Raw genomic sequence first — 26741 nt, 5'->3', positions numbered from 1 at the left:
GACACCCGATCGCGCGGCGCGACCGCCGGTCGCGCCGCTCAGCCGCCGGCCATCGCGCCGAGCACGATGAACGGCTCCTTGCCGGCGACCACCTCCTCCGGCAGCGGAGCGTCCGGGGACTCGTTGGAGAGGTCCAGTTCGCAGGCGTAGAAGCGGACGAACGGCCGGCGCTGCCCGCTGTGCCGGTCGCGGATCGTGCCGAGCAGCATCGGGTACGCGGTCTCCAGCGCGTCGAGCACCTCCCGCTGGGTGGGCGGCCCGGCCACCTCGACGCGTACCTCGCCGGCGACGTGCGCCAGGTTCTTCAGGTGCGCCGGCAGCACCACCCGGATCACGGCAGCACCTGGACCTCGACCGAGAGCACCGCCGGCAGGTCCCGCACGATCGGCGCCCAGGTGTCGCCGCCGTCGGCCGAGTGGTAGACCTGCCCGCCGGTGGTGCCGAAGTAGATGCCGCACGGGTCGAGCGTGTCGACGGCCATCGCGTCGCGCAGCACGTTGACGTAGCAGTGCGACTGCGGCAGGCCCTCGGTCAGCGGCTCCCAGTGCTCGCCGCCGGTGCGGCTGCGGTAGACGCGCAGCTTGCCCTCCGGCGGGTAGTGCAGCGAGTCGCTGGTGATCGGCACCACGTAGACCGTCTCCGGCTCGTGCGCGTGCACCGCGATCGGGAAACCGAAGTCCGTCGGCAGGTCACCGCTGACCTCCCGCCAGTTCGCGCCCGCGTCGTCGGTGCGCATGACGTCCCAGTGCTTCTGCATGAACAGCGTGTCCGGCCGGGACGGGTGCTGGGCGAGGCGGTGCACGCAGTGCCCGACCTCGGAGTCGGTGTCCGGGATCTCGCCCGAGCGCAGCCCTTTGTTGATCGGCAGCCAGCTCGCGCCGCCGTCGTCGCTGCGGAACGCGCCCGCCGCCGAGATCGCCACGTAGATCCGGTCCCGGTCGGCCGGGTCGAGGAGGATCGTGTGCAGGCACATCCCGCCCGCGCCGGGCTGCCAGGACGGGCCGGTCGGATGCTGCCGCAGGGCGGTCAGCTCGGACCACTTCTGGCCGCCGTCGGTGGTCAGGTAGAGGGCGGCGTCCTCGCCGCCCGCGTACACGGTGTCGGGGTCGTGGCGGGACGGCTCCAGGTGCCAGATCCGCTTGAACTCCCACGGCCGTGGGGTGCCGTCGTACCAGAGGTGCTGCCCCACCTCGCCGCTGTAGGCGAAGTCGTTGCCGGCCGTCGTCCACGTCCGGCCGCCGTCGTCCGAGCGCTGAATCAGCTGCCCGAACCAGCCGCCGGACTGGGACGCGTACAGCCGGTCCGGTTCGACTGGTGAACCTGTCAGGTGGTAGATCTCCCAGCCGCCGAAGTGCGGTCCGCCGACGGTCCAGTCGTCACGCTTGCCGTCCGAGGTCAGGATGAACGCGCCCTTGCGCGTGCCGACAAGTACTCGTATGCCGCTCATGTCTCGTCCTCTCGTCCGAGGGGGTTCTCCCGGCAATGACCGTGCGGCTCACCGAAACTCATCGCTGTCGTACTCCCCGGCTACGACATTTCCTGGTCGGACGGCCTGTGGCAGCGTCGCCACGCCGGTGCGGCCGGAATGTCGGGGGCTGCGGCTAGCCTGCGCGCATGACCGGCCCCGGAGACGTCCCACCCGAGCACCTCGACCGCCTGCGGCCGGTCTGCCTCGGCCTGCCGGAGACCTACGAGGAAGCAGCCTGGGTGGGCGTGCGGTGGCGGATCCGCGGCCGTACGTTCGCCCACGTGCTCACCGTCGACCCGGGCCACCAGGCAGCGTACGCGCGGGCCGCGGCGACCGACGAGCCGGTCTGCGTGATGACGTTCCGCTCCCCCGGCGACGAGATCGCCGGGCTGCTCGCGGCCGGGCCGCACTTCTTCAAGCCGGACTGGGCCGCCGACGTGGTGGGCCTGCGACTGGACGCGGGCACGGACTGGACCGAGGTCGCCGAACTGCTCACCGAGAGCTACTGCGTGCTGGCCCCGAAGAAGCTGGTCGCGCTGGTCGACCGGCCGCCGGGGCCGTGACGGCGCCCGGCGGGGCTTCCCAGAGGCGAGGCGTCGGCAGTACGGTGGTCGTGGTGTGCCGGGAAGCCTGGTCGGCGGTCGTTGCCCCGCCGACTCAGGAGCCGCGCGATGCGAGCCCGCCCCGCCGTACGCACCCGTGATCTGACCAAACACTACGGCCGCTTGGTGGCCCTCGACGGCCTGAATCTGACCGTCGAGGCGGGTGAGGTGCTCGGCCTCCTCGGTCCGAACGGCGCCGGCAAGTCCACCACCATCCGGTTGCTGCTCGGCCTCGCCCGTCCCACCCGGGGCGAGGCCCGGATCTTCGAGGCGGATGCGGCAGACGTGCGTGAGGCGCACCTGCTGCTGGCGTACGTCCCGGCCGACGTGGCGCTCTGGCCGCAGCTCACCGGTGCGGAGATCCTCGACCTGCTCGCCGCGACCGGACCCGGTGCGGACACCCGTTACCGGGGCGAACTCGTCGAGCGGTTCGCCCTCGACCTGTCCCGCCCGGCCGGCACCTACTCGACCGGAAACCGGCAGAAGGTCGCCCTGGTCGCTGCGTTCGCCACCCGGGCGCCGCTGCTCGTGCTCGACGAGCCGACGAGCGGCCTGGATCCGTTGATGGAACTGCAGTTCCGCCGTGCGGTCGGCGAAGCGCGGGACAACGGGCAGAGCGTGCTGCTCTGCTCACACCAGCTCGCCGAGGTGGAGGCGGTCTGTGACCGGGTGGCGATCCTGCGGGCCGGCCGGCTCGTGGACGTCGCCCCGGTGCCGGAGCTGCGGCGACTGCACCGGAGCGAGGTGACGGTACGGTTCACCGGCCCCGCGCCGGATCTGGCCGGCGTACCCGGCGTCGAAGCGGTCGAGGAGCGGGAGGGGCTGCTGCGCTTCACCCTCGCCGGCCCGCCCGCCGCCGCGCTGCGAGCCCTGTCCGGCGCGGAGATCAGCACGCTGACGGTGCGCGAGCCGAGCCTGGAGGAGATCTTCCTCGACTACTACGGGGAGCAGGCGTGACGCGCCCGGCCGGCACAGGGGTCAGCCTGCTCGCCGCCCGCGGGATCTGGCGGCCGGCCCTCGTCGTGACCGGCGTGACCGTCGGTATGTCCGTCCTCGTGGTGGGCACCTACGCGCGCACCGTCGGCGAGGGAATGGGCGCCTCCGGCCTGGAGGCGCTGGCGCGCAACCCCGCGATCCGCACCCTGTTCGGCGAACCCGTCGCACTGGACACCGCGGGCGGGTTCACCGTGTGGCGAACCGGCATGGTGCTGGCCGTGCTGGTCAGTGTGTGGAGCCTGCTGGCGACCGTCCGGTTGACCAGGGGCGAGGAGGAGGCCGGCCGGTGGGGGCTGCTGCTCGCCGGCCGGCTGACGCCGGCGGCGGTGCTGCGGCGTCACCTGGCACCGTTGACGGCGGCATCGGCGCTGGCCGGAACACTGCTCGCGGCCGCGCTGACGATCGCCGGCACGCCGTGGCAGGGGGCGCTGCTGCACGGTGCCGGTGTCGCCTCGGCCGGCGCGTTCGCGGTCGCGGTGGGCGCCGTCGTCGTGCAGGTCCAGCCGACCCGGGCGGGGGCGGCCGGCAGCGGCCTGGCCGTGCTCGGGGCCGGCCTCCTGGCGCGGATGACCGGCGACTCCGGGGCGGCGCCGGCGTGGCTCCGACTGCTTCCGCCATACGGTCCGCTCGCGCTCACCCGTCCCTATCACGAGAACCGGTGGACGCCGCTGCTCGTGTCGCTGGCCGCCGTCGTCCTGCTGACCGGGGCGGCGCTGGCCCTGTGCTCGCGGCGCGACGTGGGCGCCGGACTGCTGCGCCCACCGGCCGGCCGCGCACCGCGACGCGGCCTGCTCGGCTCGGTGCCGACCTTCGCGATGCGACGCGCCCTGCGCCCGCTCGCCGGCTGGACCGTCGGCGTCACCGCCTACTTCCTGCTGATCGGCGTGCTCGCCACGTCGCTGACCGGCTTCCTCGAGCAGAATCCCGCCTTCGCCGATCTCGCCGCGCGGGCGGGCTTCGGCGGGCTCGACCGGGTGCGGGGGTACGTGGCCACACTGTTCGCGCTGCTGACGGTGCCGATCGGCGCGTTCGCCACCGCGCGGCTGAACGCCTTCGTCGCCGCCGAGGCCGCCGGCCGGCTCACGCTGCTGCGGGCCGGTCCGGTCAGCCGGACCCGGCTGCTCGCCGCCGAGGTGGGCAGCGCGTCCGCCGGGGCGGTGGCTCTGGCGGTCGCCGCCGCTCTCGCGACGTGGCTGGGTACCACAGTGGTCGGCGCCGGCCTGCCGCTCACCGCCGCCCTGGCGGGCACGCTCAACGTGCTGCCGCTGGCGTTGGTCGGCGCCGGGGCGGCCACCCTCGCCGTCGGGGCGGCGCCCCGCCTGGTTCCCGTGCTGGGAATGCTGCCCACAGCGGGTGGTTTCCTGCTGGCAGTGGTGACGGAGAGCGTGCGCGCCCCCGCCTGGGTCGGTGCGCTGTCGCCGTACGCGCATCTCGCCGCGGTGCCCGACGCGGCGCCGAACTGGACGGCTCAGGGCGTGCTGGTCGCGGCGGCATTAGTCCTGGCGGCCCTGGGCGGCTGGGCCTACGGTCGCCGGGATCTGGCGGGCTGAGTCAGCCGAGCTTCTTGCGCAGCGTCTCGAACGCCAGGTCCGGCCGCAGCGGCACACCGAACCGCTCGTCGCCGTACGGGAACGGGCTCAGCTCGCCGGTGCGGACGTAGCCGCGCCGCTCGTACCAGCCGATCAGGTCGTCGCGCTGGACGATCACTGTCATCCGCATCTCACCGGCGTGCCACTGCTCGGCCGCGTAGCGCTCGGCCTCGGCCAGCAGCTCCCGGCCCAGGCCGCCGCCCTGCCGGCCGGGGGCGACGGCGAACATGCCGAAGTAGACGTGGTCGTCGCGACGTTCCAGCTGGCAGCAGGCCACCAGGCCGCCGTCCTGCTCGGCGACCAGCACCACGCCGCCCGGGCCGGTGACGGCGGCAGCCACCATCTCCGGGTCGGTGCGCTGCCCGGCCAGCAGGTCCGCCTCGTGGGTCCAGCCCTGCCGGCTGCGCTCACCCCGGTACGCCGACTCGATCAGGTCGACGAGGGCGGTCACGTCCTCGGCGCGGGCGACCCGGACGGTACGGGATGCGGGGCTGGTCATGGCGGTTCTCCACGGTCGCGGCGACGTACCTGGTCAGCGTACGCAGGCGGGTGTCCCGGACGGCGGCCGGGACCACCGGGCGGGACGGTTCGTGGTTCACTGCCCGGCATGGAGACGATGATCGGCGCGGCGGGCCTGCCGGCGGTCCTCGATCTGCCGGCCGGGCCGGTACGCGGCGGCCTGGTGGTGCTGCACGGCTCGCACGCCGAGCAGCGGTCCTACTTCCTCTACGAACACCTGGCCCGGCTGCTGCCGCCGGCCGGGGTCGCGGTGCTGCGCTACGACCGCCGCGCCCGGATCGACGGGCACGACGTGCCGCTGGCCGAGCAGGCCGACGACGCGTCCGCCGCGCTCACCGAGCTGCGCCGGCACGTCGGGACGGCCCCGGTCGGGCTCTGGGGTTTCAGCCAGGGCGCGTGGGCGGCGGCGCTGACCGCCGTCCGGCACCCGGTCGACTTCCTCGTCCTCGTCGGGTGCAGCGCGGTGAGCCCCGCGGTCCAGATGCGCCACGGCACCGCCGAGCAGCTCCGCCGCAACGGCTACGGCCCGGCCGAGCTCGCCGAGCTGGCCGGGCTGCGCCGCGTCGCCGAGGGCTACCAGCGCGGTGAGGTGCCGCGCCCAGTGGCGCAGGCGGCGATCGACGCGGCGGCCCGGCAGCCGTGGTTCCCGCTGGCGTTCCTGCCCGAGCAGCTGCCCGCCACGGCCGGCACCTGGACCGACATGGACTACGACCCGGCGCCGGTGCTGGCGCGGCTGACCTGCCCGGTGCTGCTCTGCTACGGCGAGACGGACGCGTGGATCCCGATCGAGGACAGCCTCGCGGTGTGGCGACGGGCGGCGCGCCACGCCGAGCTGACGGTGGCTCGGCTGGCCGGCTGCGATCACGCGCCCACGCTCGGCGAGGGCGAGAGTCTGGACAGCGTCAGCCCGCAGTACGAGCGGGTGCTCCTGGACTGGCTCGGCCGGACGCTGCCGCTGCCGGGCTGAGTGGCCGGACTGAACAGCCGGGCGCCGCAGAACGCGGTCGCCCGCCCCGCATGGCCCGGCTACGCTGCCGCGCATGGACGCCGACCTACCCACCTTCGAGTTCGCCTTCCCCGGCCCGCTGCGCGACCAGCTCGTCGCCGCGGTGCTCGACGGGAGCAAGACCACCACCACCGGGCTGGTCCAGGACTACGAGATCGACGGCGAGCCGCTGCCGGCGGTCGGCACCCGCTCGGCGGTGATCGACTCCGACGGCCGGCGGGTGGCGGTGATCGAGCTGGTCGAGGTCCGCGTCGCCCGCCTCGGTGACGTCGACCTCGACCACGCCCGGGACGAGGGCGAGGGGTTCGAGACGATCGCCGCCTGGCGAGCCGGCCACGAGCGGTTCTGGCACGGCGAGGACTACCGCGGCTGGCTCGGCGACCCGGCGTTCACCGTCGACGACGACACAGCGGCCGTGCTGGAACGCTTCCGGCTGGTCGAGACGCTCTGACGGCGGCCGGGCCGGTCACTCCGCGGCGAGCCAGGCGCGCAGTTCGGCGCCGTGCTCGTCCAGCTCCGGCGGCGGCAGGTCGTAGCGGGGCGGCGCCCCGGACAGGCCGATCGGGTTCCGGATGCCCGGCACCCCGCCGGTCGTCACCACCGGTTCCAGGCCCAGCCCGTGGGCCAGCGCCACCCCCTCGGCCACCGAGTTGATCGGGCTGCACGGCACGCCGGCGGCGCGCAGCTCGGCGAACCACTCCGCGCTTCCGCGCCGGGACAGCGCCGCCACCAGCAGCGCCCGCAGCTCGTCGCGGTGCGCGACCCGGTCGGCGTTGCGGCCGAACCGCGCGTCGCCGGCCAACTCCGGCACGCCGAGCACCCGGCAGAGGGTACGGAACTGGGCGTCGTTCCCGGCGATCACCACCAGTTCGCCGTCGGCGGTGGGCAGCGGCTCGTACGGCACGATGCTCGGGTGCGCGTTGCCCATCCGGTGCGGGGCCGCCGCACCCGCGACGTACGCGCTGGTGTGGTTGACCAGCCCGGACAGCGCCGAGGAGAGCAGATCCACTGTGACGTGCTGCCCGCGCCCGGTCTCCTCCCGGTGCCGCAGCGCGGCCAGGATCCCGACCGCCGCGTGCAGCCCGGCGATCACGTCGAACACCGCCACCCCGGCCTTGTAGGGCGGGCCGTCCGCGTCCCCGGTGAGGCTCATCAGCCCGGCCGCGGCCTGCACCATGAGGTCGTACCCGGGCAGGTCGGCGCCCCCGGCGTCGCCGAAGCCGCTGATCGAGGCGTACACCAGGCGGGCGTTGCGGGCGGTGACCGTGTCGTGGTCGAGGCCGAAGCGGCGCAGCGCGCCCGGGCGGAAGTTCTGGATCAGCACGTCGGCCCGGCCGGCCAGCCGGTGCGCCAGCGTCAGGTCGCCGGGATCGGTCAGGTCGAGCACCAGCGAGCGCTTGTTGCGGTTGACCGCCAGGTAGTAGGTGGAGACGTCGTCGCGCACCGGGGGCCGCCAGCCGCGGGTGTCGTCGCCGCCGGGCGCCTCCACCTTGACCACGTCCGCGCCGAGGTCGGCCAGGAGCATCGTCGCGTACGGGCCGGCGAGGATCCGGGAGAAGTCGGCGACCAGCACCCCGTGCAACGGACCCGACATGCCACCCTCCCTCGCCGCCGACCACGATGACACATACCCGACGGCACGTCCGGCAGGGGTGGCCGGCCCGGCTACGGTCGCGGTACATCGGGCGGGCATACCGGAAAGGGGTGCGCATGTCGCTGCTGAGCGGGCTCGCCGGGTCCACCGACGAACGCCCCGGCGCGGTCCGGGTGGGCGACCGGTCGCTGTCCCGGGTGGAACTGCGCCGGGCGGCCGCCGCCGTCGCCGACGACCTGCGCGGCGCGACCCGGGTGGCGGTGCCCGCCACGGCCAGTCTGGAGACGGTGGTCGGCGTGGTCGGCGGGCTGCTCGCCGGCGCGGCGGTGGTGCCGGTGCCGCCCGACGCCGGCCCGATGGAACGCGACCACATCCTGCGCGACTCCGGCGTGGAGCTGCTGCTCGCGCCGCCCGGCACACCGCACGCCGGCTCGCCGCCTGTCGTACCGCTGGACCTGGCCCGGCGCTCGGACACCGCGCATCCCGAACCGGACCCGGCGGCCACCGCGCTGATCCTCTACACCTCCGGCACCACCGGCGCGCCGAAGGGCGCGGTGCTGTCCCGCCGCGCGGTCGCCGCCTGCCTGGACGGGCTCGCCGACGCCTGGGCCTGGACCCCGGACGACCTGCTGGTGCACGGCCTGCCGCTGTTCCACGTGCACGGGCTGGTGCTCGGCGTGCTCGGCCCGCTGCGCGTCGGCAGCCGGCTGCACCACGTCGGCCGGCCCCACCCCGAGCGGTACGCGGCAGCCGGTGGCTCGCTGTACTTCGGCGTACCCACGATCTGGTCGCGGATCGCGGCGCGACCGGCGGCGGCGCGGGCGCTGCGCGGCGCCCGGCTGCTCGTGTCCGGCAGCGCGGCGCTGCCCGAGCCGGTCTTCGCGGCGCTGGCCGGGCTGACCGGGCACCGGCCGCTGGAGCGGTACGGCATGACCGAGACCCTCGTGACGGTGAGCGCCCGCGCCGACGGTCCCCGGCGGCCCGGCACGGTGGGCGTGCCGCTGCCCGGCGTGCGCACGCGGGTGGTGGACGAGCACGGCGGCCCGCTGCCCGCCGACGCGATGGGTGAGCTGCAGGTACGCGGCGGCACGCTGTTCGACGGCTACCTGAACCGGCCGGACGCCGACGCGGCCACCCGCACCGCCGACGGCTGGTTCCGCACCGGCGACATCGCGACTGTCGACCCGGACGGCGCGCACCGGATCGTCGGCCGGGCCGCCACCGACCTGATCAAGAGTGGCGGCTACCGGATCGGGGCCGGCGAGGTGGAGGACGCCCTCCTGGCCCACCCGGGCGTCCGGGAGGCGGCGGTGGTCGGCACGCCCCACCCCGACCTGGGCCAGCAGGTGACCGCGTACGTGGTGGGCGACGGCGTGGCCGAGACCGAGCTGATCGACTTCGTGGCGCGGCACCTGTCCGCGCACAAGCGCCCCCGCCAGGTGCGGCTGGTCGGCGCGCTGCCCCGCAACGCGATGGGCAAGGTGCAGAAATCCCGCCTGACCGAGGCGTGACCCGCACCCCGCCGGGAACCAGCGCGGCTCTGGCGACGACTATCCCTACATGGCGTGTGAGCAGTGGCGGGAGATCCTGTCGGCACAGCTGGACGGTGAGGCGTCCGGCTCGGAGATCGAGGCGGCCGAGGCGCACCTGACCGGCTGCGCCGGCTGCCGCGGCTGGTTCGACTCCGCGGCGTCGGTGACCCGGCGGGCCCGTACCCAGCTCGCCCCGCGGGTGCCCGACCTGGTCGACGCGGTCCTGGCCGCCGCTCCCCCGCCCCGGCCCAGCCGCCGCCACCGGATCACGCTCGGCCTGCGCGGGGCGCTCGGCCTGCTCGGCGCGGTGCAGCTCGTCCTCGGCCTGGCCCAGATCGGCCGGGAGGCCGTCGTCGAGCACGCGCACGCCTCCGGCCAGCACCTGTGGCACGAGTCGGCGGCGTGGAACGTCGCCGTCGGCGCCGGGTTCCTCTACGTGGCCGCGCGCCGGTCCGCCCCGTCCGGCCTGCTGCCGATGCTCAGCGCGTTCGTCGCCACGCTCGTACTGCTGTCCGTCAACGACCTGATCACCGGGCAGGTGGCGATGACCCGGCTGGTCAGCCACGGTTTCCTGCTTGTCGGCTGGGCCGTGATGCTGGTGCTGTCCCGCCTCGGCCGGCGCCCCGGCGACACCCCACCCGGGCAGCGCCGGTCGGAGGGCTCGCGGTGGGCGCTGCCGGCCGAGGAACCGGCCGCGCCGGCGCTGCGGCTGGTGCCGCCCGGCCCGTACCCCGCACAGGCCCGCGACCGGCGCGCCGCCTGACGGCCCTCGGCGCGGGTCACCGGGTCGCGGCTCACCCGGCCGGTCGCGATCCCGGCGGGCCCCGGCGGTCGTGGTGTCAGCGGGCGGGTCTCAGCGGGCCCGGCGGTCACGGGCGTCGCCGGACCAGGCGGCGACCAGGTCCTCCCGGGCGCGGGCCACGCGGGAGCGGATGGTGCCCACCGGGCAGCCGCACACCTCGGCCGCCTCGGCGTAGGACAGGCCGAGCACCTGGGTCGCCACGAACGCCTCCCGCCGGTCCGGCGCCAGCGTGGCGATGAGTCCGCGCAGCACCACGCCGTCGTCCCCGCCGCCGGTCACCGCGCCGGCCGCCTCGGCGGCGGCCTGCCAGTCCGGCAGCGCGGCCACCCGGGGCCGGGCGGTCGCCGCCCGCACGTGGTCCACCGCGACCCGGCGGGCGATGGTGAAGATCCAGGTACGCGCCGACGACCGGCCCGCGAAGCCGGGCAGGCTGCGCAGCGCGCGCAGGAACGTCTCCTGGGCCAGGTCGTCGGCCTCGGCCGGCCCGGCCAGATGAGCGAGGAAGCGCCACACCGGCGCCTGGAGGGCCCGCACGAACGCGGCAGCGGCCAGCTGGTCGCCCCGGGCGGCGCGGCGCGCCCACCCGGTCACCTGCTCGTCGTCGGCGTCCGGGCTCATCCGCGGCCGGCCCGCCGGTCCGGCATGCTCATGCCGGACGGTACGGATGCGCGCCCCGCTCGGTTCATTCCGCGTCCCTCCTGCCGGCGCCGCAGTGCCGCTCGCCCTCCGGTTGGTCGGCCGGCGGGCCGGGAAAGTTCCCTCGCCGTCAGTCGTCGACGGACACGGTGACCGGCCCGACCCGCAGCACGCCGTCGGTGAGCGGGGCGCACCGGACGCCGCCGCGGCGGCGCATCGCCTTCCACGTACCGGGAGCGACCACCACGTCGAGCCAGGCGCAGGGCGGCGCGGCTCGGTGCACCCGCAGCCGGACCGGGCCGTCGCCGGAGTCGAGCGTGAGCACGCGGCCCACCAGATCGTCCACCGGGATGCCCTCGGTGAGCACGTTGCGCCGCAGCTGGGTGAGGTCCGCGCCGGGCGGCAGCGACTCCCGCGCGATCAGCGTGACGCTCGCCTGCCGGTGCGCGGGGCGGCCGAAGTAGCGGTCACCGACGATGCCGAGCCCGGCGCGTAGCTCCACCCGGTCGACCAGTTCACCAGGTGGCGCGGGGGCGGGTCCGTCCGCCGGGCGGCCCACGTACCGGTGCACGGGCGAGGCCAGCAACTGGACGATCCGCGGCATGCCCCGAAGTCTAGTAGCGGGCATAACACCGCCAAACCGGACGATAGCCGCGCTCACGTATCCGGGCTCTTCGCAGGGCGTTGTACCAGGTGTGACGGCGAGGCGACCCGACGCGATCGGGGCTCATCCGCAGCGGCGACTGGCCTGGGCGCGGCGCGAGAACGAGCGCCGGCGTCAGGCGTACGAGACGGCGGCCCGGATCTGGCGCCGCCGCGCCGACCACCTCGACCGCCTGTCGATGGAGGCGGCGGGCTTCCGCGGCTGCACACTGCCCGGCACCGCACTGCCGGTGGCGCTGGACGACGGCGAGGTCGTCTACCGCATCCTGCCCACAGTCGACCTGGTCGAGGCCACGGCCCGGCACCTGCCCGGGCTGCCCGTGCCGGGTCGCACGCTCGCCGGCTGTCTCGACCCGGCCGGCGGCCCGCTGCCGGCGGGACTGCGCGTGGTCGACAGCGGCACCGCCGTGGTGACCGACCGGCGCGTGGCCTTCGCCGGGCACGACGCCCGGCGGTACTGGTCGCTGCGGGACGTACGCGGCCTCGGGCACCACCCGGACCGTCCGGTCACCCTGCTGCACGACGCCGACGGCGGCGCTCCGGCGGGCCTGCGCGTACCGGCCCCCGGCGCGGCGAACGCCAGGTTCTACCTCACCCTGGCCCACGCCGACGCCACCGGTACGCGGGAGGCGTTCGTCGAGGACGTCGAGGCGCTGCGGTCCGCCCACCGGGCCGCCCGGCCCCGGCCACCCCGGCCGCTCGGCCCGTGGGACGCCCCGGCCGACCGGGCACTCCCCCAGCGACTGGCCGCGGCGGGCGTCGCGGCGGTGGCCGTGCTGCTGGGCGTCACGTCCGCCGGCACCTGGACGGCGACAGCCGGGCAGACCGACCCGGCGCACGGACCGGCGACCGCGCCCGCCACCACGGCCGCACCTCCCGTCCCTGGGGTGCCGCCCGTGGCGACTCCGGTCGACCCGTCGTCGCCGGTGGTCCGGCCGACCCGATCCGCGCCGCCACCGAAGCGTCCCCCGCACGCGACCGCGGGGTCCGGGGCGCGGATCCTCACCACCGCACCGCCCGTCGCCGGGTCGCCGCCGGCACGGGTCGGCGACGTGCCGTCGACGCCTGTCGGGCCACCCAGCCCTCCCGCCGGCCAGGTGACTCCGGCGCCGACCGCGAGCCCGACGAGCGACCCGGACCCGACCGGGGAGCCCGGCCCCACCGGCGACCCGAGCCCGACGGTCTCCTCCGAGCCGCCACTGCTGGACCTGGTGGGCCAGGTCGGCCGACGGCTCGGCCTGGCGGTGGGGCTCGGCGGGACAGTCCAGATAGCCGCGGCCCTCTCCTGACCTCGCAGAGCCGAGTGCCAGCCGGGGACGAAGGTGCCGCCGTCCTCACGTCCCGCCGAGGACGGCGAACGAGGTGTCCGTGCCCGGGCGGTTGCCGTGGCGGCCGCTTGATCGACACCATTACGCCGAGGTGGCGGCATCCGGCGGGCTCGGACCCCGCCACCTCGGCGAGCTGGCGTGGATCAAGCCGAGGTGTCTCCGAGCCCCGACGATCTTGCACTTACTGCCCTCGGGATGGGCGATTCATCCCGCTTTCACGGGTCAGCAAGTGCAAGATCGCGGGGGCGGCGGCCGGGCGGCGGCGAAGGGCGGGGAGGGCTCGGTCAGGGAGTCCGGGGAGTGAGGAGGTAGTCGCCGTCGTCGGGGCTCCAGCGCAACTCCACCACGCCGCTCGTCGCGGCGGCCTTGCAGAACTGGAGGAAGCTGCGGTAGCCGAGCTTCTTCTCGCTGAAGTCGGGCCGGGCCCGCCGCAGCTGGTCCTTCAGGCCGGACAGCGCCACCGCCCCGCCGTCCGCGGCGAGGTCCACCACCACGGAGCGCAGCAGCCCGAACGCGACCTCCCGGTCGCCCTGCTCGGGAAGGGACACCTCCGGGTCGCCCTTCGCCGGTCCGGCGGCCAGTTCCACCACGTTGTGCGCCGCGAGGTGGCGTAGCAGTTCCCCGAAGGTCCGGAAGCCGTAGTCGGACTCGCTGAACGTGGGGTCCTTGCGCAGCAGCGCGCGCTTGAGCGCGGAGGCGGTCACGTCGCCGCTGGAGCTGCCCTGCATGCCGGCCACCGTCTGCACCAGCTGGACGGCGAGCGTGTCGACGTCCCGGGCCGACTCCTCCTCGGCCGGGGCGGTCTCGACGGCTGGCTCGGGCGCCGGCTCCGCCGGTGAGGGCCGGGCCGGGCGCGACCGGCGGGCGGCCGGTGGCGGCACGTCCACGCCTTCCAGGCGGTCGTAGTAGAGGAACTCGTCGCACGCCGGCGGCAGCAGCGCGGAGGTGGACTTCTCCACCCCGACGCCGATCACCCGCTTGTTGAGTTCGCGCAGCTTGTGCACCAGCGGGGTGAAGTCGCTGTCCCCGGTGCAGATCACGAACGTGGAGATGTAGCCGCGCTCGAACGCCAGCTCGACCGCGTCCACGGCCATCTTGATGTCTGCGGCGTTCTTGCGCGAGGCGCCCATCCGCTGGGGGATCTCGATCAGTTCGACGTGTGAGCGGGTGAGCATCCGCCGGTCCTCGTCGAAGTACGACCAGTCGGCGTACGCCCGGCGTACCACCACGCGTCCCCGCTCGGCGAGCGCGTCGGCGATCGGCCGGAAGTCGAACGGCCGACCACCGTGATGGTCCCGTACGCCAAGGGCCAGGTTCTCGTAGTCGAGGAACAGCGCAATCCGGTCTTCGTGATCCACACCGGCAGCCTAGCCCGGCCGGACCGCCGGACCGGTCAGCGCCGCTCGTCGCGGTAGACGGTCTCGCGGCGGGCCACCCGCTGGATCGCGTAGCTGGTGACCAGCAGCAACAACGCGAGCACCACCTCGACGCCGGCGACGGTGCCGGTGGCGACGGTGAGGCCGAGCAGCAGCAGGATCAGCCCGACGACGGCGAGCAGGCCCGCGAGCAGCAGCCGGTTACGCCGTCGCGCCGACCGCTGCGCGTCGTCTGCGCTCACGCTGGCCGCCTTCCTCCGGTTCCGTCTTCGATCCTAGGCGCCGGCCGTGGCCGGGGTGGCGGATCGCGGCGCCGGAACGGCCCAGGGCCGGACGCATGTGCGTCCGGCCCTGGGTGACGGCGGCGGTCAGTGGATCGGGACCGGCACCGGACGCTTGTCCTCGCCCGGGTCGCCGTCGAGCAGGTGCGAGGGCTCACGGCGGCGGGGCAGGAACGCGGCCGGAATGAAGGTCAGCAGCACCAGGCCGAAGGCGACCCAGAACGTGGTGGAGAAGGAGTTCGCCGCGTAGTCGAGCCCGCGCTCGATCAGCGACGGCGGCACCGGGAACTGCTGGATCAGTTCGGGCTGCTGCTGGGAGGCGATGGCGAGCTGGGCCTCGGTCAGCGGGGCGCCGGTGGCCGGGTCGGTGACGCCGGGGATCGGCCGCGAGCCGTTCAGCTCGCTGGTGAGGATGACCGACATGACCGCGGCGCCGACCGAGCCGCCGATCTGCTGGAGGATGTTGACGAGCGTCGAGCCGCGCGCCACCTCCGCCGCGCTGAGCGTCTTCAGCGCGGAGGTCATGATCGGCATCATCGTGCCGCCCATGCCGAGGCCCATCACGAACAGCGAGCCGCAGAGCAGCCAGTACGACGTGTCGGTGCCGAGCTGGGTGAAGGTGAAGAACCCGGCCGCGATGAGCACCAGCGCGAACGGCACCGTCCGGCCGACCGGCACCCGGTCGGCGAGCATGCCGGCGATCGGCATGGTCAGCATCGCGCCGATGCCCTGCGGCGCGATCAGCAGGCCCGCGGTCAGCGTCGTCTCGCCGCGCACCTGGAGGAAGTAGCTGGGGAACAGCAGGCCGGCGCCCATGAACGCGATGATGAACACGAACATGGTGACGGCGGCGATGGTCAGGTTGCGGTTACGGAACAGCCGCAGGTCGAGCAGCGGGTGCCGGGGCCGGAACGAGTAGAGCACGAAGGCGACCACGAGCGCGCCGCCGGCGAGCATCGGCAGCCAGACCTTGGTGTCGGCGACGGTGCCGGTCTCGGGCAGCGTGGAGATGCCGTAGAGGAACAGCGCGAGACCCGGCGAGAGCATGAGCATGCCGAGGAAGTCGAACGACTCGGACGGCTCGGCGTTGTCCTTCGGCAGGGCGAGCTGGGCGTAGACCAGGGCGACCACGCCGATCGGCAGGTTGATCAGGAAGATCCAGTGCCAGCTCGCGACGTCGATCAGCCAGCCGCCGAGGATCGGGCCGGTGATCGGGCCGAGCAGCATCGGGATGCCGAGCACCGCCATCAGGCGGCCGATGCGGTGCGGGCCGGCTGCCCTGGTCATGATCGTCATGCCGAGCGGCATGAGCATGCCGCCGCCGAGGCCCTGGACGACCCGCCAGGCGATCAGTTCGCCGATCGAGTCGGCCGTGGCGCAGAGCCCGGAGCCGATGGTGAACAGCGCCAGCGCCACCATGTAGAGGCGTTTCGTGCCGAACCGGTCGGCGGCCCAGCCGCTGAGCGGGATCACCGTGGCGAGCGCGAGCGTGTACCCGGTCATGGTCCACGCGACGCGGGCGTACGTGGCGTCGAACTCGCTCTGGAACGTCGGCAGCGCCACGCTGACGACTGTCACGTCGAGGATCGACATGATCGCACCGAGCACGACGACGCCGGCCACCTTGAGTACGGCGGCGTCGAGTTTCGTCGACGTCGCTACGGGTTGCTGGGTCACTAACGGTCTCCTGGATCCGGTCCGGCACTGGGAGGCGGTGGCGGCGCCGCGCGCCGTCTGCGGAGCGCGGGCGGAACGCGCGGCGAGGCGACGTCCGGGCGACAGCGTAGCCATGACCTGGGACGAGACGCGGCCGGTTTTGCCGACGGGAGAACCGCGGCGGCACCCGAACCGGCCGCGCCTCCGGCCCCGATCTGCTCCGGCGGCTCGCGGAAAGGGCTGGTGCGCGCCGATTCGCCAGCCTTGTCGGGGCGTGGCCGGCGGGCGCGACCGTGACGAAGGTCATGCCCCACACCGCCACCTCGTGGGCAGGCCGCTCAGCCCAGGCCGGCCATCAGGTCGACCTCGGCCGTACGCGAGCGGTCGATGCGGCGGGCGAGGTCGCGTACCCGCTCGTCGGTCCCGGCGGCGACCTGGGCGCGGGCCAGGTCGGCCGCGGTGCGCTGGTGCCGGCTGAGCACGTCGAGCAGCACCCGGTCGGCGTCGGCGGGCGTGGCGGCGCGCAGCCGGGCCAGTCCGGCGGCGGCGTCGCTGTGCCCGGAGTGGTCGTGCCGGGCGGCCGCGGCGGCGGCCGACGGGCCCGCCTCGCGCAGCCAGCCGCGCATGGTGGACAGTTCGTCGGTCTCGGTGGCGCGGACGGCGGCGATGAGCGTGCGGATGCGCGGGTCGGTGGCGCGGTCGAGGCCGAGCCGGACGATCTCCAGCGTCTGCTCGGTGTGCGCCACCATCATGGCCAGGAACAGCGCGTCGATCCCGCTGACCGTGGCGTCCGCGCCGCCCGGGACCGGGGCCGTGGCGGGCGGGACCGGTGGGGACGGATCGGCGGTCGGCGGCCCGCCGCACCCGGTCAGGGCCAGCACCACGCCGAGCAGGGTGGCGGCGGACGCGCGGCGGAGCCGGGGACCGGCCGGCTCCGCCGCGCGGGTACGCGGGCTCAGATCTGCTGCCACAGCGCCGGTACGTTCGGCGGCTCCCAGCCGGCGATGGCGGTGTGCGCCTGGCGGCAGCGGTAGGTGCGGCCGTCGTAGGTCACCGTGTCACCGACCTGGTACGCCCGCCCGGCGGTCCACGTACCGCCCGGCGCCGGGGTGCTGGTCCGGGTGGGCGTGGGCGAGGGCGCGGGGGTGGTGGGCGCAGCCGTCGGGGTGGGTGACGGGGTCGGGTTGCCGCCTCCGCCGCCGATCTGGAGGTCGACGCAGGAGTAGAACGCGTTGGCGGTGTCGGAGATGTTCCAGATCGCGAGCAGCTTCTGCCGGCCGGAGAAGCCGCCGAGGTTGACCGTGTGCGACACGGTCGCGCCGGGCTGGCGTCCCCCGCCGTCGACCACGGCGACCCGGGTGCCGCCGATCCAGTACTCCCAGTTGGCGGTGGCGTGCCGGGCGGTGTTGACCCAGGTGAACGTGACGCTGCTGCCGACCGCTGTGGCCGGCCAGTTGCGGCTGTCGTCGTTGAGGACCGCGAACTGGGCGATGCCGGCGTGGCAGCTGCGCAGGCCCTTGGGGCCCTCGACGCTCTGCGGCTCGTACTTGATCTGACCGCAGTCCGGCACCCGGTTCTGCGCGCAGAGCGCCTGGCGGCTGGGCGGCGAGGAGACGTACCCGTGGGCCTGCGCGGGCGCGGCGAGCGCCAGCGTCCCGGTGACGGCACCGGCGGTGAGCAGCGGGAGGGTGATTCTTCGGCGCATGGTGGCAACTCCTTCGGGGGGATCGGAAGGTGCCCCGAACATAAATTAAACATTGTTAACAGTAAAGACTCCTGTCTATAAATTAAGCCCTGCACACCCGGGCGCCGGGCGTATGATCCTGATCGATGGCTCGCCGCGCGGAGCCGATCGTCGTTCGTGGGCATCCCGCCGCCGTCGCGGCTCCGGGAGGACGACGCAGAACCGGGCATCTCCCCGTCGTCCCACTCCCCCGAAGGACATCCCCGGATGAGAAGACCCACTGCGTTCGCGGCCGGCCTGCTGCTGCTCGCCACCGCGCTCGGCACCGCCGGCGGACCGGCCGCCGCCGACCCCACCGACCCGGTCACCGTCACCGTGAACACCCGCGCCGGGCTGGCCACCGTCCCGGCCACCGCGCTCGGCGTCAACCACGCCATCTGGGACTCGCAGCTCGGCAGCGCCGAGACGTCCGACCTGCTCAAGGCCGCCGGCGTGAAGATGCTGCGCTACCCCGGCGGCTCGTACGCCGACATCTACCACTGGGAGACGCACACCGCGCCCGGCGGCTACGTCGCGCCGAACACCGACTTCGACACGTTCATGGCCGGCGCCCGCCGCGTCGGCGCCGAGCCGATGATCATCGCGAACTACGGAACCGGCACGCCCGCCGAGGCGGCGGCCTGGGTCCGCTACGCCAACGTCACAAAGGGCTACGGCGCCAAGTGGTGGACCGTCGGCAACGAGAACTACGGCAACGGCCACTACGGCTCGGCCTGGGAGGCCGACGACCACCCCGACAAGAGCGCCGCCCAGTACGCGCGGCTGGTGATCGAGTACGCCGACGCGATGAAGGCGGTCGACCCGAGCATCAAGGTCGGCGCGGTGCTCACCATGCCCGGCAACTGGCCGGACGGCATCACCGCCGGATCGGATCCGGGGCCGTGGAACCAGACCGTGCTGTCCATCGCCGGCCCGAAGATCGACTTCGTGGACGTGCACTGGTACCCGGGCGGCAGCGCCGCCGACTCGCTGGCCCGCACCAGCCACCTGCCCGACGCGGCCTGGCTGCTGCGCCAGCAGATCGCCAGGTACGCCGGCCCCGGCGCGGACCGGATCGGGATCAGCTTCACCGAGCTGAACGTGGACGCCGGGCGCACCACCGCACCGGGCGCGCTGTTCCTGGCCGACGCCTACAGCGGCCTGCTGGAGCAGGGCGTGTTCACGGTGCAGTGGTGGAACGTGCACAACGGAATCGGCACCGTCTCCGAGGTGGCCGGGCAGACCGACTACGGCGACTTCGGGCTGCTGTCCAGCGGCAACTGCACCAGTGACGGCGAGGTGTGCCAGCCGGCGTTCAACACGCCGTTCGCGCCGTACCACGCGCTGTCGATGATGAACCTGTTCGTCCGGCCCGGGGATCAACTGGTCCGGGCCGGGACGGACGAGCCGCTGGTCGCCGCGCACGCGGTCCGCCGGCCGGACGGCAGCGTCGCGGTCCTGCTGCTCAACAAGGACCCGGACAACGCCCACCCGGTGGCGCTCGACTACGCCGGGTTCACCCCGGCCGACGAGGCGCCGACGGTGCACACGCTCACCAACGGCGCGACCGGGATCAGCACCGGCCGCTCGGGCGACGCGAGCACCCGCACGCTGCCGCCGTACTCGCTGACCACGCTCGTGCTGCGACCGGCCGGCAGCTCGGCCGGGAGGCCCGGCGCCCCGGGCCGGCCGACGGCGGGCGCGGTGACCGACCGCGCGGCGACCATCTCCTGGCCGGCGGCCACGCCGGGCGCGTCCCCGATCGCCAAGTACGAGGTGCACCGGCAGTACGGCGCGGTGAGCGAGCAGCTCGGCGAGACCGCCGGCACGTCGCTCACGGTGGGCAACCTCGAACCGGGCGCCCGCTACACGGTCAACGTGCTCGCCCGGGACACCGCCGGACGGGTCTCGTGGTCGTCCCCGCCGCTGACGTTCGCCACCGGCAGCCCGGCCGAGAGCTCCTGCGCGGTGCGGTTCAACGACGACAACGACTGGGGCAACGGGTACGTGGCGAACGTCGAGGTCATCAACACGGGCGCGAAGGCCGTCGACGGCTGGACGCTCACCTGGACCTGGCCGACCGCCTGGCAGCGGGTGAGCAGCGGGTGGAGCGCCACCTGGGACCAGCAGGGCCGCACCGTCCGGGTGACGCCCACCGCCGACAACCGGCGGCTCGCCGCCGACGGCGGCAGCACGACCGTCGGCTTCGTCGGCGCGTACAGCGGGCCGAACGTGCCGCCGGGGGCGTTCCGCCTCAACGGCACGGTCTGCACGGTGCGCTGAGGCGCCCTCAACCGCGGCCGGGTGGCCGCAGCCGTACGTCGGCCGCCGCCGGGACCTTCGGGTTCCGGCGGCGGCCGGCCCGGCGCGGCGCGGGCACCACGTGCGGGCGCACCGGCCCGGACGGGAGCACGGGCGGTTCCGGCACGGCCGTCGGCAGGACGGCCAGGATCGCCACGAGCAGCACCACCGCGACGACACCGTCGAGCCAGTAGTGGTTGCCGGTGATCACCACCACGAGCGCTGTCGCCAGCGGGTGGAGCAGCCAGAGCCAGCGGCGGCGTCCGGTGGTGACCGCCATCAGCGCCAGCGCGATCGCCAGCGCCCAGCCCACGTGCAGCGACGGCATGGCCGCGTACTGGTTGCTGAGCTGGTCGGTGTCGGGAGGTCCGTAGACGCTCGGGCCGAACCGGGTGCCGGTGTCGACCATTCCGGTGAGCGCGGTCAGCCGGGGCGGCGCGAGCGGAACGCAGACGTGCAGCACCAGCGCCACCGCCGTGAGCGACGCCAGGGCGCGGCGCAGCCGCAGGTAGTGGGCCGGGCGGCGCAGCCAGAGCCAGACCAGGCAGAGCACGGTGGCCGGGAAGTGCACGTAGGCGTAGTACGAGTTGGCGACACGTACCAGCAGCTCGTGCGACAGCAGCGGCCCCTGCACGAGCATCTCGTCGGGCAGGCGCAGCAGCCGTTCCAGCCGCCAGACCCACTCGCCGTTGGCCAGGGCCACCTCGGCGTGCCCGGCCACCACCTGCCGGCCCGCCTTGTAGGCCAGGAAGAGCACGGCGACGAGCGCCAGCTCACGCGCGGCCCGCTGCCATGCTGCGAGACGGGTGGGCGCGGTCCGCGTGACGTCCACGGCTCCTCCTTCGGTCGTCCCCGCATGGGCCAGGGCCGCCGCCGGGGTCGGCGACGGCCCTGGGGGTACGGGCTCAGCGGCGGGTGCGTTCCTCCCGGCCGGCCGAGTCCACGCTCACCTCGTCGAAGGCGGGCGCGCCGTCGACGGCGTCCGCTCCCACCGCCACCGATCGGCCGGTGTCCGGCAGATCGAGGCTGGAACGCAGGGTGACCGGACGCAGCAGCAGCGCCGCCACGATACCCACCACCGCGATGGCGGCCGAGATCAGGAAGATGTGCCCCGTTGCGTCCCCGTACGCGGCCCGCACGATCTGCCGTACCGGCTCGGGCAGCGCGTCGAGGTTGAGCGTGCTGCCGCCGCCTCCGCCGGTGGTGGGGATGCCCGCCGCGGCGAGGTCGTGAGTGATCCGGTCGCTGACCCGGCGGGCGAGCACCGCGCCGAGCACCGACACGCCGATGGTGCCGCCGAGCGAGCGGAAGAACGCGACGCTGGCGCTGGCCGCGCCGATGTCCTTGAGCGCGACGGTGTTCTGCACCGCGAGCACCAGGTTCTGCATGGTCATGCCGACACCGACGCCGACGATGAACATCGCGATGCCGACGAAGACCAGCGAGGTCTCGTGGTCGATGGTGCCGAGCATGGCGAACCCGATGACCAGCACGACCGCCCCGAACACGATGTACGGCTTGATCCTCCCGGTGGCGGTGATCATCCGGCCGGCCACGATCGAGGAGATCAGCACACCGGCCATCATCGGGATGGTGAGCAGGCCGGCCTCGGTCGGGCTGTAGCCGCGGCCGATCTGGAAGTACTGGCCCAGGAAGACCGCGCCGCCGAACATCGCCATGCCGACCGCGAGGCTGCCCAGGATCGCCAGCGCGGTGGTGCGCTCCCGGACGATGTGCAGCGGCACCACCGGCTCGGCGGCCCGCGCCTCCACCCAGACGGCGAGCGCGAGCAGCAGCACCGAGCCGCCGACCATGGCGCCGGTCTGCCAGGACAGCCAGGCGAACGAGTCGTCGACGAACGAGATCCAGATCAGCAGCCCGCTGACGCCGGCGGCGATGAGCGTGGCGCCCAGATAGTCGATCTTGACGTTGTCCCGGCGCACGGTGGGCAGGTTCAGGGTGATCTGCAGCAGGAACAGCGCGACGGCCGCGACCGGTACGCCGACGAAGAAGCACCAGCGCCAGCCGAGCCAGGAGGTGTCCACGATGAGGCCGCCCAGCAGCGGGCCGCCGACGGTGGCCAGCGCCATGACGCCGCCCAGGTAGCCGTTGTAGCGGCCCCGCTCACGCGGCGGGATCATGGCCGCGATGGCGACCTGCACGAGCGCCTGGAGGCCGCCGACGCCGATGCCCTGGAAGGCGCGGGCGGCGATGAGCTGCCCGGCGCTCTGCGCGAAGCCGGCCGCGATCGACCCGACCAGGAACACCACGATGGCGATCTGGATCAGCAGCTTCTTGTTGAACAGGTCGGCCAGCTTGCCCCAGATCGGGGTGGTAGCGGTGGCGGTGAGCAGGGTGGCGGTGACCACCCAGGTGTACTGCGTCTGCGAGCCGTTGAGCGCTCCGATGATCTTCGGCAGGGCCGTCGAGACCACGGTGCTGCTCAGCATGGCCACGAAGAGCACCAGCAGCAGACCGCTGAGTGCCTCCAGCGTCTTGCGCTTGCTCATCGGGGCGGCCTCAGCCGTCATGGTGGGTGCGCTCATGCGCGCGTCCTCCAGGTGTGTCGATACGGGGGTGGCCGCTTCGTTGCCTCAAGCAATCAACACTAAACCTTGCCCGGTAGGCAAGTTTGCCCATTGAGAAATCGGTCACCTACGCTGGCTGTCATGGAGGAGTGCACCGGGTTGCGGGAGCGGAAGAAGGCGGCCACCCGCCTGGCGCTGCACGAGGCGGCGCTGTCCCTCGCCGTCGAGCACGGGCCCGACCGGATCACCGTCGAGGCGATCGCCGACGCCGCGAACGTCTCCCGGCGGACGTTCTCCAACTACTTCGGCGGCAAGGAGGAGGCCCTCTTCCACGGCGACACGCTGCGGTTGCGCCGGCTCCTCAGGCTCGTCGCGGAACAACCGGCCGAGCTGTCGCCGTGGGCGGCGCTGACCCGGGCCGCCCTGGCCCAGGCCGAGGACGGCTACGACGACCCGGCGGAGCCCTGGCTCAGCCGGCGCCGCCGGCTGCACGGCCACCCGAGCCTCGCCGCCCACCAGGTCGGCGCGTACGCGGCCCTGGAGCGGGAGATGGCTGCGGAGCTGGCCCGCCGGCTGACCGGACCGGACGCGGTGCTGCGGGCCCGGATCGTCGCGGCGACCTTCCTCGCGTCCCTGCGGATCGCCGCCCACGAGTGGCTGGAGCACCCGGGGCGGTCGTTGCGCGACGTGCTGCGCGACGTGCTCGCCCTGGCCGCCCCCACGGGGGGCTGAGCGCGCCGCTCGCCCGTCGGACCGGTGGAATGGCCGGCGAAAGCAGCACCCCGCCTGACCTGGGCTGACACACTCGCCCGGTGGGTGGCGACCGGTGGCGCAAAGGGCTCGGGCCGGCGACCGGCGTCGCCCCCGCCACCCGGGTCGACCGGTTCGAGATCTTCTTCGACCTCGTCTTCGTGGTGTCCTTCTTCATCATCACGCGCGCCACCGCCGCCAACGTGACCCCAGGCGAGCTGCTGCACGCGCTACTGGTGCTCGCGGTGCTCTGGTGGTGCTGGGTGGTGCACAGCGCGGTCGCCGCCCGGCTGCGCCTGGGCGAGGGCTTCGTGCCGATCCTCATGGTGGTCGGCATGATCGCGTTGTTCACGTTCGCGCTCGCGCTGCCGCAGACGTTCGGCGACCTGGACAAGGGCAGCGCCGGCCCGATCCTGGTCACCATCAGCTACGTGGTGATCCGGTTCGTGCACACCTCCCTGTACTGGTACGCCACGCGCGACGACCCGCCGGCCCGGCGCAAGCTGCGGCTGTTCCTGCCGGAGGCGCTGCTCTCGGCCGGCCTGCTGCTGGTGGCGGCGCTGCTGCCGCCGCGCGTGTCCCCGGAGGTCGGCCCGTGGCTGCGCGACGGACTGTGGATCGCGGTGGTCGCCATCCAGTACAGCAGTGGCCTGCTGGCCGGCACCGACGGCTGGAAGATCACCTCGGCCGAGCACTGGACCGAACGGTACGACCTCATCCTGATCATCGCGCTCGGCGAGTCGGTCATCTCGGTCGGCGTCGGCGGCAACCTGCTCGGCCAGCCCGTGACCTGGCCGGCCATCCCGGCGGCGATCTTCGGCATCCTGTTCACCGCGGCGCTCTGGTGGGCGCACTTCGACATGATCGGCCCGGCCGCCCGGATCGCGCTGCACGCCGCCCAGGGGCACACGCGGGTGACGCTCGCCCGCGACGCGTACGCCTACCTCTACCTGCCCATGATCGCCGGGGTGATCCTGTTCGCGATCGGCGCCGAGGAACTGGTCCGCATCGTCACCGACCCGGCCGGCGGCCCGATGGAGCGCGGCCACGGACCGGCGGTGCCGCTGCTCTTCGGTGGTGTGCTCGTCTACTTCGCCGCGAACATGGCGTTCCAGTGGCGCGCGCTGCGGACGCTGTCCTGGACCCGGGTCGGCACCGTGGTGCTGCTCGCCGCGGCGCTGCCGGTCGGCCGGCACCTGCCGGCGCTCGGCGCGCTGGGTCTGCTCACCGCGATCTGCGTGGCGCTCGTGGCGGCCGAACTGGTGATCTTCGCCGATTCGCGGGTCGCGTTGCGCCGGCTGATGCACGAGGAGAAGGCCAGCGCCGAGGAGAGCGAGGCCGCCTGGCGGGCCCGCTGGCGCGACGGGGGCGACAGCGCCCCACAGCGACCTTGACACAGGCCCTAGAGTCTCCGCGTGATCGAGATCGTCACCGAGGTCGACCTGTTCCACCCGCCCGCCCGGACCTGGCGGGCGCTCACGGAACGCGCGCTGCTGGCCAAGTGGTTCGCCGACAGCGCGCCCAGGTCCGACCGGTGGATCCTCGCCACCGCCGCGCTGCCCGGCTACGACGGCGACACCGAGGTGGAGACCGTCGAGTTGCGCGCGCCGCACCGGCTGGTGGTCCGCTGCCGGGAGGCCGGCCGGGCCACCCGGCTCGCCTGCGACCTCACCCCCACCGCGCACGGCACCCGGCTGTCGGTCCGCGAGGTGCTCGAGGAGGGCGACTGGGACGCCGACGCCCGCGCCGAGCAGCACGAGCAGGCGGTCACCGGACGACTGCCCGCGATCCTCGACTGGCTGGCGTTCCAGAACGTCGACCTGCGCCGCGCCGAGGGCGGCCTGACCGCCGAACTGCCTGTGGTCCGGCTGCTCGGCGACGACCAGCGCCGGTCCGGGCGGCGCCGGGTGCTGCTGGCGGTCGGCGCGGTGACGCTGATCGCCGCCGCGGCCGGGGCGACGGTGTGGGCCACCGCCGGCGAGCCACCCGCACCGGCCGCGCCGGCCCCGACGGGGTCGCTGGTCATGCCGTCCAGCGCCACGCCGTCGGCCCGGCCCACTACCGCGCGACCCACGCCCAGCGCCAGCCGCCGCAGCGCGTCGCCCTCGCCGACACCGTCGCCCACCCCCAGCCGTACGCCGAGCGCGACGCCCTCGACGGTGGCGGCGGCACCGCTGAGCGCCACCTACGAGACGGTCACCGACCGGGTCTTCGGCTACCGGGGTCAGGTGGTGCTGCGCAATCCCGGCCCGTCACAACGTCCCACCTGGACGGTCACCGTGACGCTGCACGACGGCGCCACAGTGGGCAGTGTGAGCGGTGCCGAGGCCACCCAGGACGGCACCGTGGTCACGTTCACCGGGAGCGCGTTGCCGGGCGGCGAGTCCGCCACCATCCGCTTCGACGTCCGCGACCCGGACCCCTCGCACGACGCCCCCGCCGCCTGCACCGCCGACAACACCCCCTGCACCCCCGCCTGACTCCTCCCTCTCCCCCTCCCGCCCGCACCCCTGAAGCGCGTCGATCATGAGGTTAGTCCGCGGATTTGTCCGCATTGAGTGCGGTCAACTTCATGATCGACCCAGACTGGGGCGGGTGGGTGGTGCGCGAGTGGGCGTGCGGTGGGCGTGCGGGCTGGTTCGGTGGGTGGGGAAATGGGTTGTTGAGTGCGTGGGAGCGCTCCCGTAACATCCCTGACGCGGCTGTTAACGCTCACAACACAATCGCCACCGCCAATGCCCGAGCCGCCGCCCCCGCAGGAGGTCAATTCATGTCCAGATCCAGGTCAGTCAATGCCATATTGGCGTCGGCCGGCGCCGCGCTGCTCGCGTCGGCGTCGGTCGCCGTGGCGCAGTTGCCCGCCGGGGCCGCCGCCGCGGGCTGCTCGGTCAACTACGCGATCTCGTCCCAGTGGCAGGGTGGCTTCGGCGCCAACGTCACCATCACGAACCTCGGCGACCCGGTGTCGAGCTGGACGCTGACGTGGTCGTTCGGCGCCGGGCAGACGGTGACCCAGTCGTGGAACACGAGCCTGACCCAGAGCGGGTCCGCTGTCACCGCGCGCAACGTCGACTACAACGGGTCGATCCCGACGAACGGCAACACGTCGTTCGGGTTCAACGGCTCCTGGACCAGCAGCAACCCGGTGCCGACCAGCTTCGCGCTCAACGGGGTGACCTGCACCGGCGGCACCACCACGCCGACCGGCGGCCCGACCGGCACACCCACCACCGCGCCACCCACCACGGCGCCGCCGACCACCGCGCCACCCACGACCCCGCCGCCGGGCAACACGTGCAGCCTCCCGTCGTCGTATCGGTGGTCGTCGACCGGTGCGTTGGCGCAGCCGCGTTCGGGGTGGGTGTCGTTGAAGGACTTCACGGTGGTGCCG

The 26741-nt window shown here is 74.1% G+C and carries 27 protein-coding genes; 13 read left to right on the top strand and 14 right to left on the bottom strand.

What is annotated here, in order from left to right:
- Positions 1–38: 38 nt before the first annotated feature.
- Positions 39–335, bottom strand: coding sequence for a MoaD/ThiS family protein (locus IRY44_RS23695; RefSeq protein WP_135240025.1), 297 nt, complete (start codon positions 333–335; stop codon positions 39–41).
- A complete protein-coding gene (locus IRY44_RS23690) occupies positions 332–1447 on the bottom strand; it encodes an exo-alpha-sialidase (protein WP_194802424.1) in 1116 nt (371 codons plus the stop codon). Before IRY44_RS23690 ends, IRY44_RS23695 begins: the two co-directional genes overlap by 4 nt.
- A 167-nt stretch (positions 1448–1614) precedes the next feature.
- Here IRY44_RS23690 and IRY44_RS23685 point away from each other — a divergent pair, with 167 nt between their 5' ends.
- The 3 genes from IRY44_RS23685 to IRY44_RS23675 all read left to right on the top strand — a co-directional run bounded on the left by IRY44_RS23685 (position 1615) and on the right by IRY44_RS23675 (position 4616).
- A complete protein-coding gene (locus tag IRY44_RS23685) occupies positions 1615–2031 on the top strand; it encodes an MmcQ/YjbR family DNA-binding protein (RefSeq protein ID WP_194802423.1) in 417 nt (138 codons plus the stop codon).
- Between the two features lie 108 nt (positions 2032–2139).
- Positions 2140–3027: an ABC transporter ATP-binding protein gene (locus tag IRY44_RS23680; RefSeq protein WP_194802422.1), complete on the top strand. Its 888-nt coding sequence runs from the start codon at positions 2140–2142 to the stop codon at positions 3025–3027.
- Positions 3024–4616, top strand: a complete 1593-nt coding sequence (locus tag IRY44_RS23675) for a polyketide antibiotic transporter (RefSeq protein WP_194802421.1) — start codon at positions 3024–3026, stop codon at positions 4614–4616. The genes IRY44_RS23680 and IRY44_RS23675 overlap by 4 nt, the downstream gene beginning before the upstream one ends.
- Before the next feature lies 1 nt (position 4617).
- On the opposite strand, the gene IRY44_RS23670 is transcribed toward IRY44_RS23675, so the two are convergent.
- Entirely contained in the window at positions 4618–5154 is a 537-nt protein-coding gene (locus tag IRY44_RS23670) for a GNAT family N-acetyltransferase (protein WP_194802420.1), read from the bottom strand.
- 108 nt (positions 5155–5262) lie between these two features.
- Between IRY44_RS23670 and IRY44_RS23665 the strand changes: the two genes are divergently transcribed.
- Positions 5263–6141, top strand: coding sequence for a S9 family peptidase (locus tag IRY44_RS23665; RefSeq protein WP_194802419.1), 879 nt, complete (start codon positions 5263–5265; stop codon positions 6139–6141).
- A gap of 73 nt (positions 6142–6214) precedes the next feature.
- Positions 6215–6631 (top strand): ASCH domain-containing protein, encoded by a 417-nt coding sequence (locus IRY44_RS23660; protein WP_194802418.1) that lies wholly within the window; start codon positions 6215–6217, stop codon positions 6629–6631.
- Positions 6632–6646: 15 nt separating this feature from the next.
- Here the strand turns inward: IRY44_RS23660 and IRY44_RS23655 are convergent, their stop codons facing one another.
- On the bottom strand, positions 6647–7774 hold the full coding sequence (locus IRY44_RS23655) for a CaiB/BaiF CoA-transferase family protein (protein WP_194802417.1): 1128 nt from the start codon (positions 7772–7774) through the stop codon (positions 6647–6649).
- A gap of 116 nt (positions 7775–7890) precedes the next feature.
- Between IRY44_RS23655 and IRY44_RS23650 the strand changes: the two genes are divergently transcribed.
- Complete coding sequence (locus tag IRY44_RS23650; RefSeq protein ID WP_194802416.1) at positions 7891–9285, top strand: acyl-CoA synthetase; 1395 nt, start codon at positions 7891–7893, stop codon at positions 9283–9285.
- Between the two features lie 49 nt (positions 9286–9334).
- Positions 9335–10069 carry a zf-HC2 domain-containing protein gene (locus IRY44_RS23645; RefSeq protein WP_194802415.1) on the top strand — a complete coding sequence of 245 codons (735 nt, stop codon included), beginning with the start codon at positions 9335–9337 and terminating at the stop codon, positions 10067–10069.
- Between the two features lie 90 nt (positions 10070–10159).
- On the opposite strand, the gene IRY44_RS23640 is transcribed toward IRY44_RS23645, so the two are convergent.
- Positions 10160–10726 (bottom strand): sigma-70 family RNA polymerase sigma factor, encoded by a 567-nt coding sequence (locus IRY44_RS23640; RefSeq protein WP_120570026.1) that lies wholly within the window; start codon positions 10724–10726, stop codon positions 10160–10162.
- 148 nt (positions 10727–10874) lie between these two features.
- Positions 10875–11348: a molybdenum cofactor biosysynthesis protein gene (locus IRY44_RS23635; protein ID WP_194802414.1), complete on the bottom strand. Its 474-nt coding sequence runs from the start codon at positions 11346–11348 to the stop codon at positions 10875–10877.
- Positions 11349–11439: 91 nt separating this feature from the next.
- Here IRY44_RS23635 and IRY44_RS23630 point away from each other — a divergent pair, with 91 nt between their 5' ends.
- Positions 11440–12696: a hypothetical protein gene (locus IRY44_RS23630; protein ID WP_370584996.1), complete on the top strand. Its 1257-nt coding sequence runs from the start codon at positions 11440–11442 to the stop codon at positions 12694–12696.
- A 323-nt stretch (positions 12697–13019) separates the two neighbouring features.
- Here the strand turns inward: IRY44_RS23630 and IRY44_RS23625 are convergent, their stop codons facing one another.
- From IRY44_RS23625 to IRY44_RS23605, 5 genes are all read right to left on the bottom strand, one after another.
- The gene (locus IRY44_RS23625) at positions 13020–14093 is read right to left on the bottom strand and encodes a PIN domain-containing protein (protein WP_194802413.1); all 1074 of its coding nucleotides are present in this window, start codon (positions 14091–14093) and stop codon (positions 13020–13022) included.
- Positions 14094–14128: 35 nt separating this feature from the next.
- Positions 14129–14353, bottom strand: coding sequence for a hypothetical protein (locus tag IRY44_RS23620; RefSeq protein WP_013286169.1), 225 nt, complete (start codon positions 14351–14353; stop codon positions 14129–14131).
- A 126-nt stretch (positions 14354–14479) separates the two neighbouring features.
- The gene (locus tag IRY44_RS23615) at positions 14480–16069 is read right to left on the bottom strand and encodes a DHA2 family efflux MFS transporter permease subunit (protein WP_194802412.1); all 1590 of its coding nucleotides are present in this window, start codon (positions 16067–16069) and stop codon (positions 14480–14482) included.
- A 317-nt stretch (positions 16070–16386) separates the two neighbouring features.
- Positions 16387–17019, bottom strand: coding sequence for a DUF305 domain-containing protein (locus IRY44_RS23610; RefSeq protein ID WP_194802411.1), 633 nt, complete (start codon positions 17017–17019; stop codon positions 16387–16389).
- On the bottom strand, positions 17004–17753 hold the full coding sequence (locus tag IRY44_RS23605) for a lytic polysaccharide monooxygenase (protein WP_135240008.1): 750 nt from the start codon (positions 17751–17753) through the stop codon (positions 17004–17006). The genes IRY44_RS23610 and IRY44_RS23605 overlap by 16 nt, the downstream gene beginning before the upstream one ends.
- A 246-nt stretch (positions 17754–17999) precedes the next feature.
- Here IRY44_RS23605 and IRY44_RS23600 point away from each other — a divergent pair, with 246 nt between their 5' ends.
- On the top strand, positions 18000–20054 hold the full coding sequence (locus IRY44_RS23600; protein ID WP_194802410.1) for a cellulose binding domain-containing protein: 2055 nt from the start codon (positions 18000–18002) through the stop codon (positions 20052–20054).
- 7 nt (positions 20055–20061) lie between these two features.
- On the opposite strand, the gene IRY44_RS23595 is transcribed toward IRY44_RS23600, so the two are convergent.
- Positions 20062–20904 carry a phosphatase PAP2 family protein gene (locus IRY44_RS23595; protein ID WP_194802409.1) on the bottom strand — a complete coding sequence of 281 codons (843 nt, stop codon included), beginning with the start codon at positions 20902–20904 and terminating at the stop codon, positions 20062–20064.
- Positions 20905–20977: 73 nt separating this feature from the next.
- A complete protein-coding gene (locus IRY44_RS23590; RefSeq protein WP_194802408.1) occupies positions 20978–22618 on the bottom strand; it encodes an MDR family MFS transporter in 1641 nt (546 codons plus the stop codon).
- A 123-nt stretch (positions 22619–22741) separates the two neighbouring features.
- Between IRY44_RS23590 and IRY44_RS23585 the strand changes: the two genes are divergently transcribed.
- From IRY44_RS23585 to IRY44_RS23575, 3 genes are all read left to right on the top strand, one after another.
- Positions 22742–23332, top strand: a complete 591-nt coding sequence (locus IRY44_RS23585) for a TetR/AcrR family transcriptional regulator (protein ID WP_194802407.1) — start codon at positions 22742–22744, stop codon at positions 23330–23332.
- A gap of 80 nt (positions 23333–23412) precedes the next feature.
- Positions 23413–24744, top strand: coding sequence for a low temperature requirement protein A (locus IRY44_RS23580; RefSeq protein ID WP_194802406.1), 1332 nt, complete (start codon positions 23413–23415; stop codon positions 24742–24744).
- Positions 24745–24765: 21 nt separating this feature from the next.
- Positions 24766–25830, top strand: a complete 1065-nt coding sequence (locus tag IRY44_RS23575; protein ID WP_194802405.1) for an SRPBCC domain-containing protein — start codon at positions 24766–24768, stop codon at positions 25828–25830.
- Positions 25831–26113: 283 nt separating this feature from the next.
- Here the strand turns inward: IRY44_RS23575 and IRY44_RS31090 are convergent, their stop codons facing one another.
- Positions 26114–26242 (bottom strand): hypothetical protein, encoded by a 129-nt coding sequence (locus tag IRY44_RS31090; protein WP_255533180.1) that lies wholly within the window; start codon positions 26240–26242, stop codon positions 26114–26116.
- Here IRY44_RS31090 and IRY44_RS23570 point away from each other — a divergent pair.
- A partial coding sequence (locus IRY44_RS23570) for a non-reducing end alpha-L-arabinofuranosidase family hydrolase (protein WP_370585002.1) occupies positions 26196–26741 on the top strand: 546 nt, incomplete at its 3' end. The two genes, IRY44_RS31090 and IRY44_RS23570, sit on opposite strands and share 47 nt — an antisense overlap.

The sequence above is a fragment of the Micromonospora sp. ANENR4 genome (assembly GCF_015354395.1).
GTDB classification, from domain to species: Bacteria; Actinomycetota; Actinomycetes; order Mycobacteriales; family Micromonosporaceae; genus Micromonospora; species Micromonospora aurantiaca.
The sequence above is the reverse complement of the archived record's forward strand: the minus strand, read 5'-3'. Positions and strand labels throughout refer to the sequence as shown.

Excerpts from the sequence above, each read along its gene's own strand:
- IRY44_RS23690 (WP_194802424.1), bottom strand. The coding sequence starts at position 1,447 with ATGAGCGGCATACGAGTACTTGTCGGCACGCGCAAGGGCGCGTTCATC.
- IRY44_RS23685 (WP_194802423.1), top strand. The coding sequence starts at position 1,615 with ATGACCGGCCCCGGAGACGTCCCACCCGAGCACCTCGACCGCCTGCGG.
- IRY44_RS23680 (WP_194802422.1), top strand. The coding sequence starts at position 2,140 with ATGCGAGCCCGCCCCGCCGTACGCACCCGTGATCTGACCAAACACTAC.
- IRY44_RS23670 (WP_194802420.1), bottom strand. The coding sequence starts at position 5,154 with ATGACCAGCCCCGCATCCCGTACCGTCCGGGTCGCCCGCGCCGAGGAC.
- IRY44_RS23665 (WP_194802419.1), top strand. The coding sequence starts at position 5,263 with ATGGAGACGATGATCGGCGCGGCGGGCCTGCCGGCGGTCCTCGATCTG.
- IRY44_RS23660 (WP_194802418.1), top strand. The coding sequence starts at position 6,215 with ATGGACGCCGACCTACCCACCTTCGAGTTCGCCTTCCCCGGCCCGCTG.
- IRY44_RS23655 (WP_194802417.1), bottom strand. The coding sequence starts at position 7,774 with ATGTCGGGTCCGTTGCACGGGGTGCTGGTCGCCGACTTCTCCCGGATC.
- IRY44_RS23650 (WP_194802416.1), top strand. The coding sequence starts at position 7,891 with ATGTCGCTGCTGAGCGGGCTCGCCGGGTCCACCGACGAACGCCCCGGC.
- IRY44_RS23645 (WP_194802415.1), top strand. The coding sequence starts at position 9,335 with ATGGCGTGTGAGCAGTGGCGGGAGATCCTGTCGGCACAGCTGGACGGT.
- IRY44_RS23640 (WP_120570026.1), bottom strand. The coding sequence starts at position 10,726 with ATGAGCCCGGACGCCGACGACGAGCAGGTGACCGGGTGGGCGCGCCGC.
- IRY44_RS23635 (WP_194802414.1), bottom strand. The coding sequence starts at position 11,348 with ATGCCGCGGATCGTCCAGTTGCTGGCCTCGCCCGTGCACCGGTACGTG.
- IRY44_RS23605 (WP_135240008.1), bottom strand. The coding sequence starts at position 17,753 with ATGCGCCGAAGAATCACCCTCCCGCTGCTCACCGCCGGTGCCGTCACC.
- IRY44_RS23600 (WP_194802410.1), top strand. The coding sequence starts at position 18,000 with ATGAGAAGACCCACTGCGTTCGCGGCCGGCCTGCTGCTGCTCGCCACC.
- IRY44_RS23590 (WP_194802408.1), bottom strand. The coding sequence starts at position 22,618 with ATGAGCGCACCCACCATGACGGCTGAGGCCGCCCCGATGAGCAAGCGC.
- IRY44_RS23585 (WP_194802407.1), top strand. The coding sequence starts at position 22,742 with ATGGAGGAGTGCACCGGGTTGCGGGAGCGGAAGAAGGCGGCCACCCGC.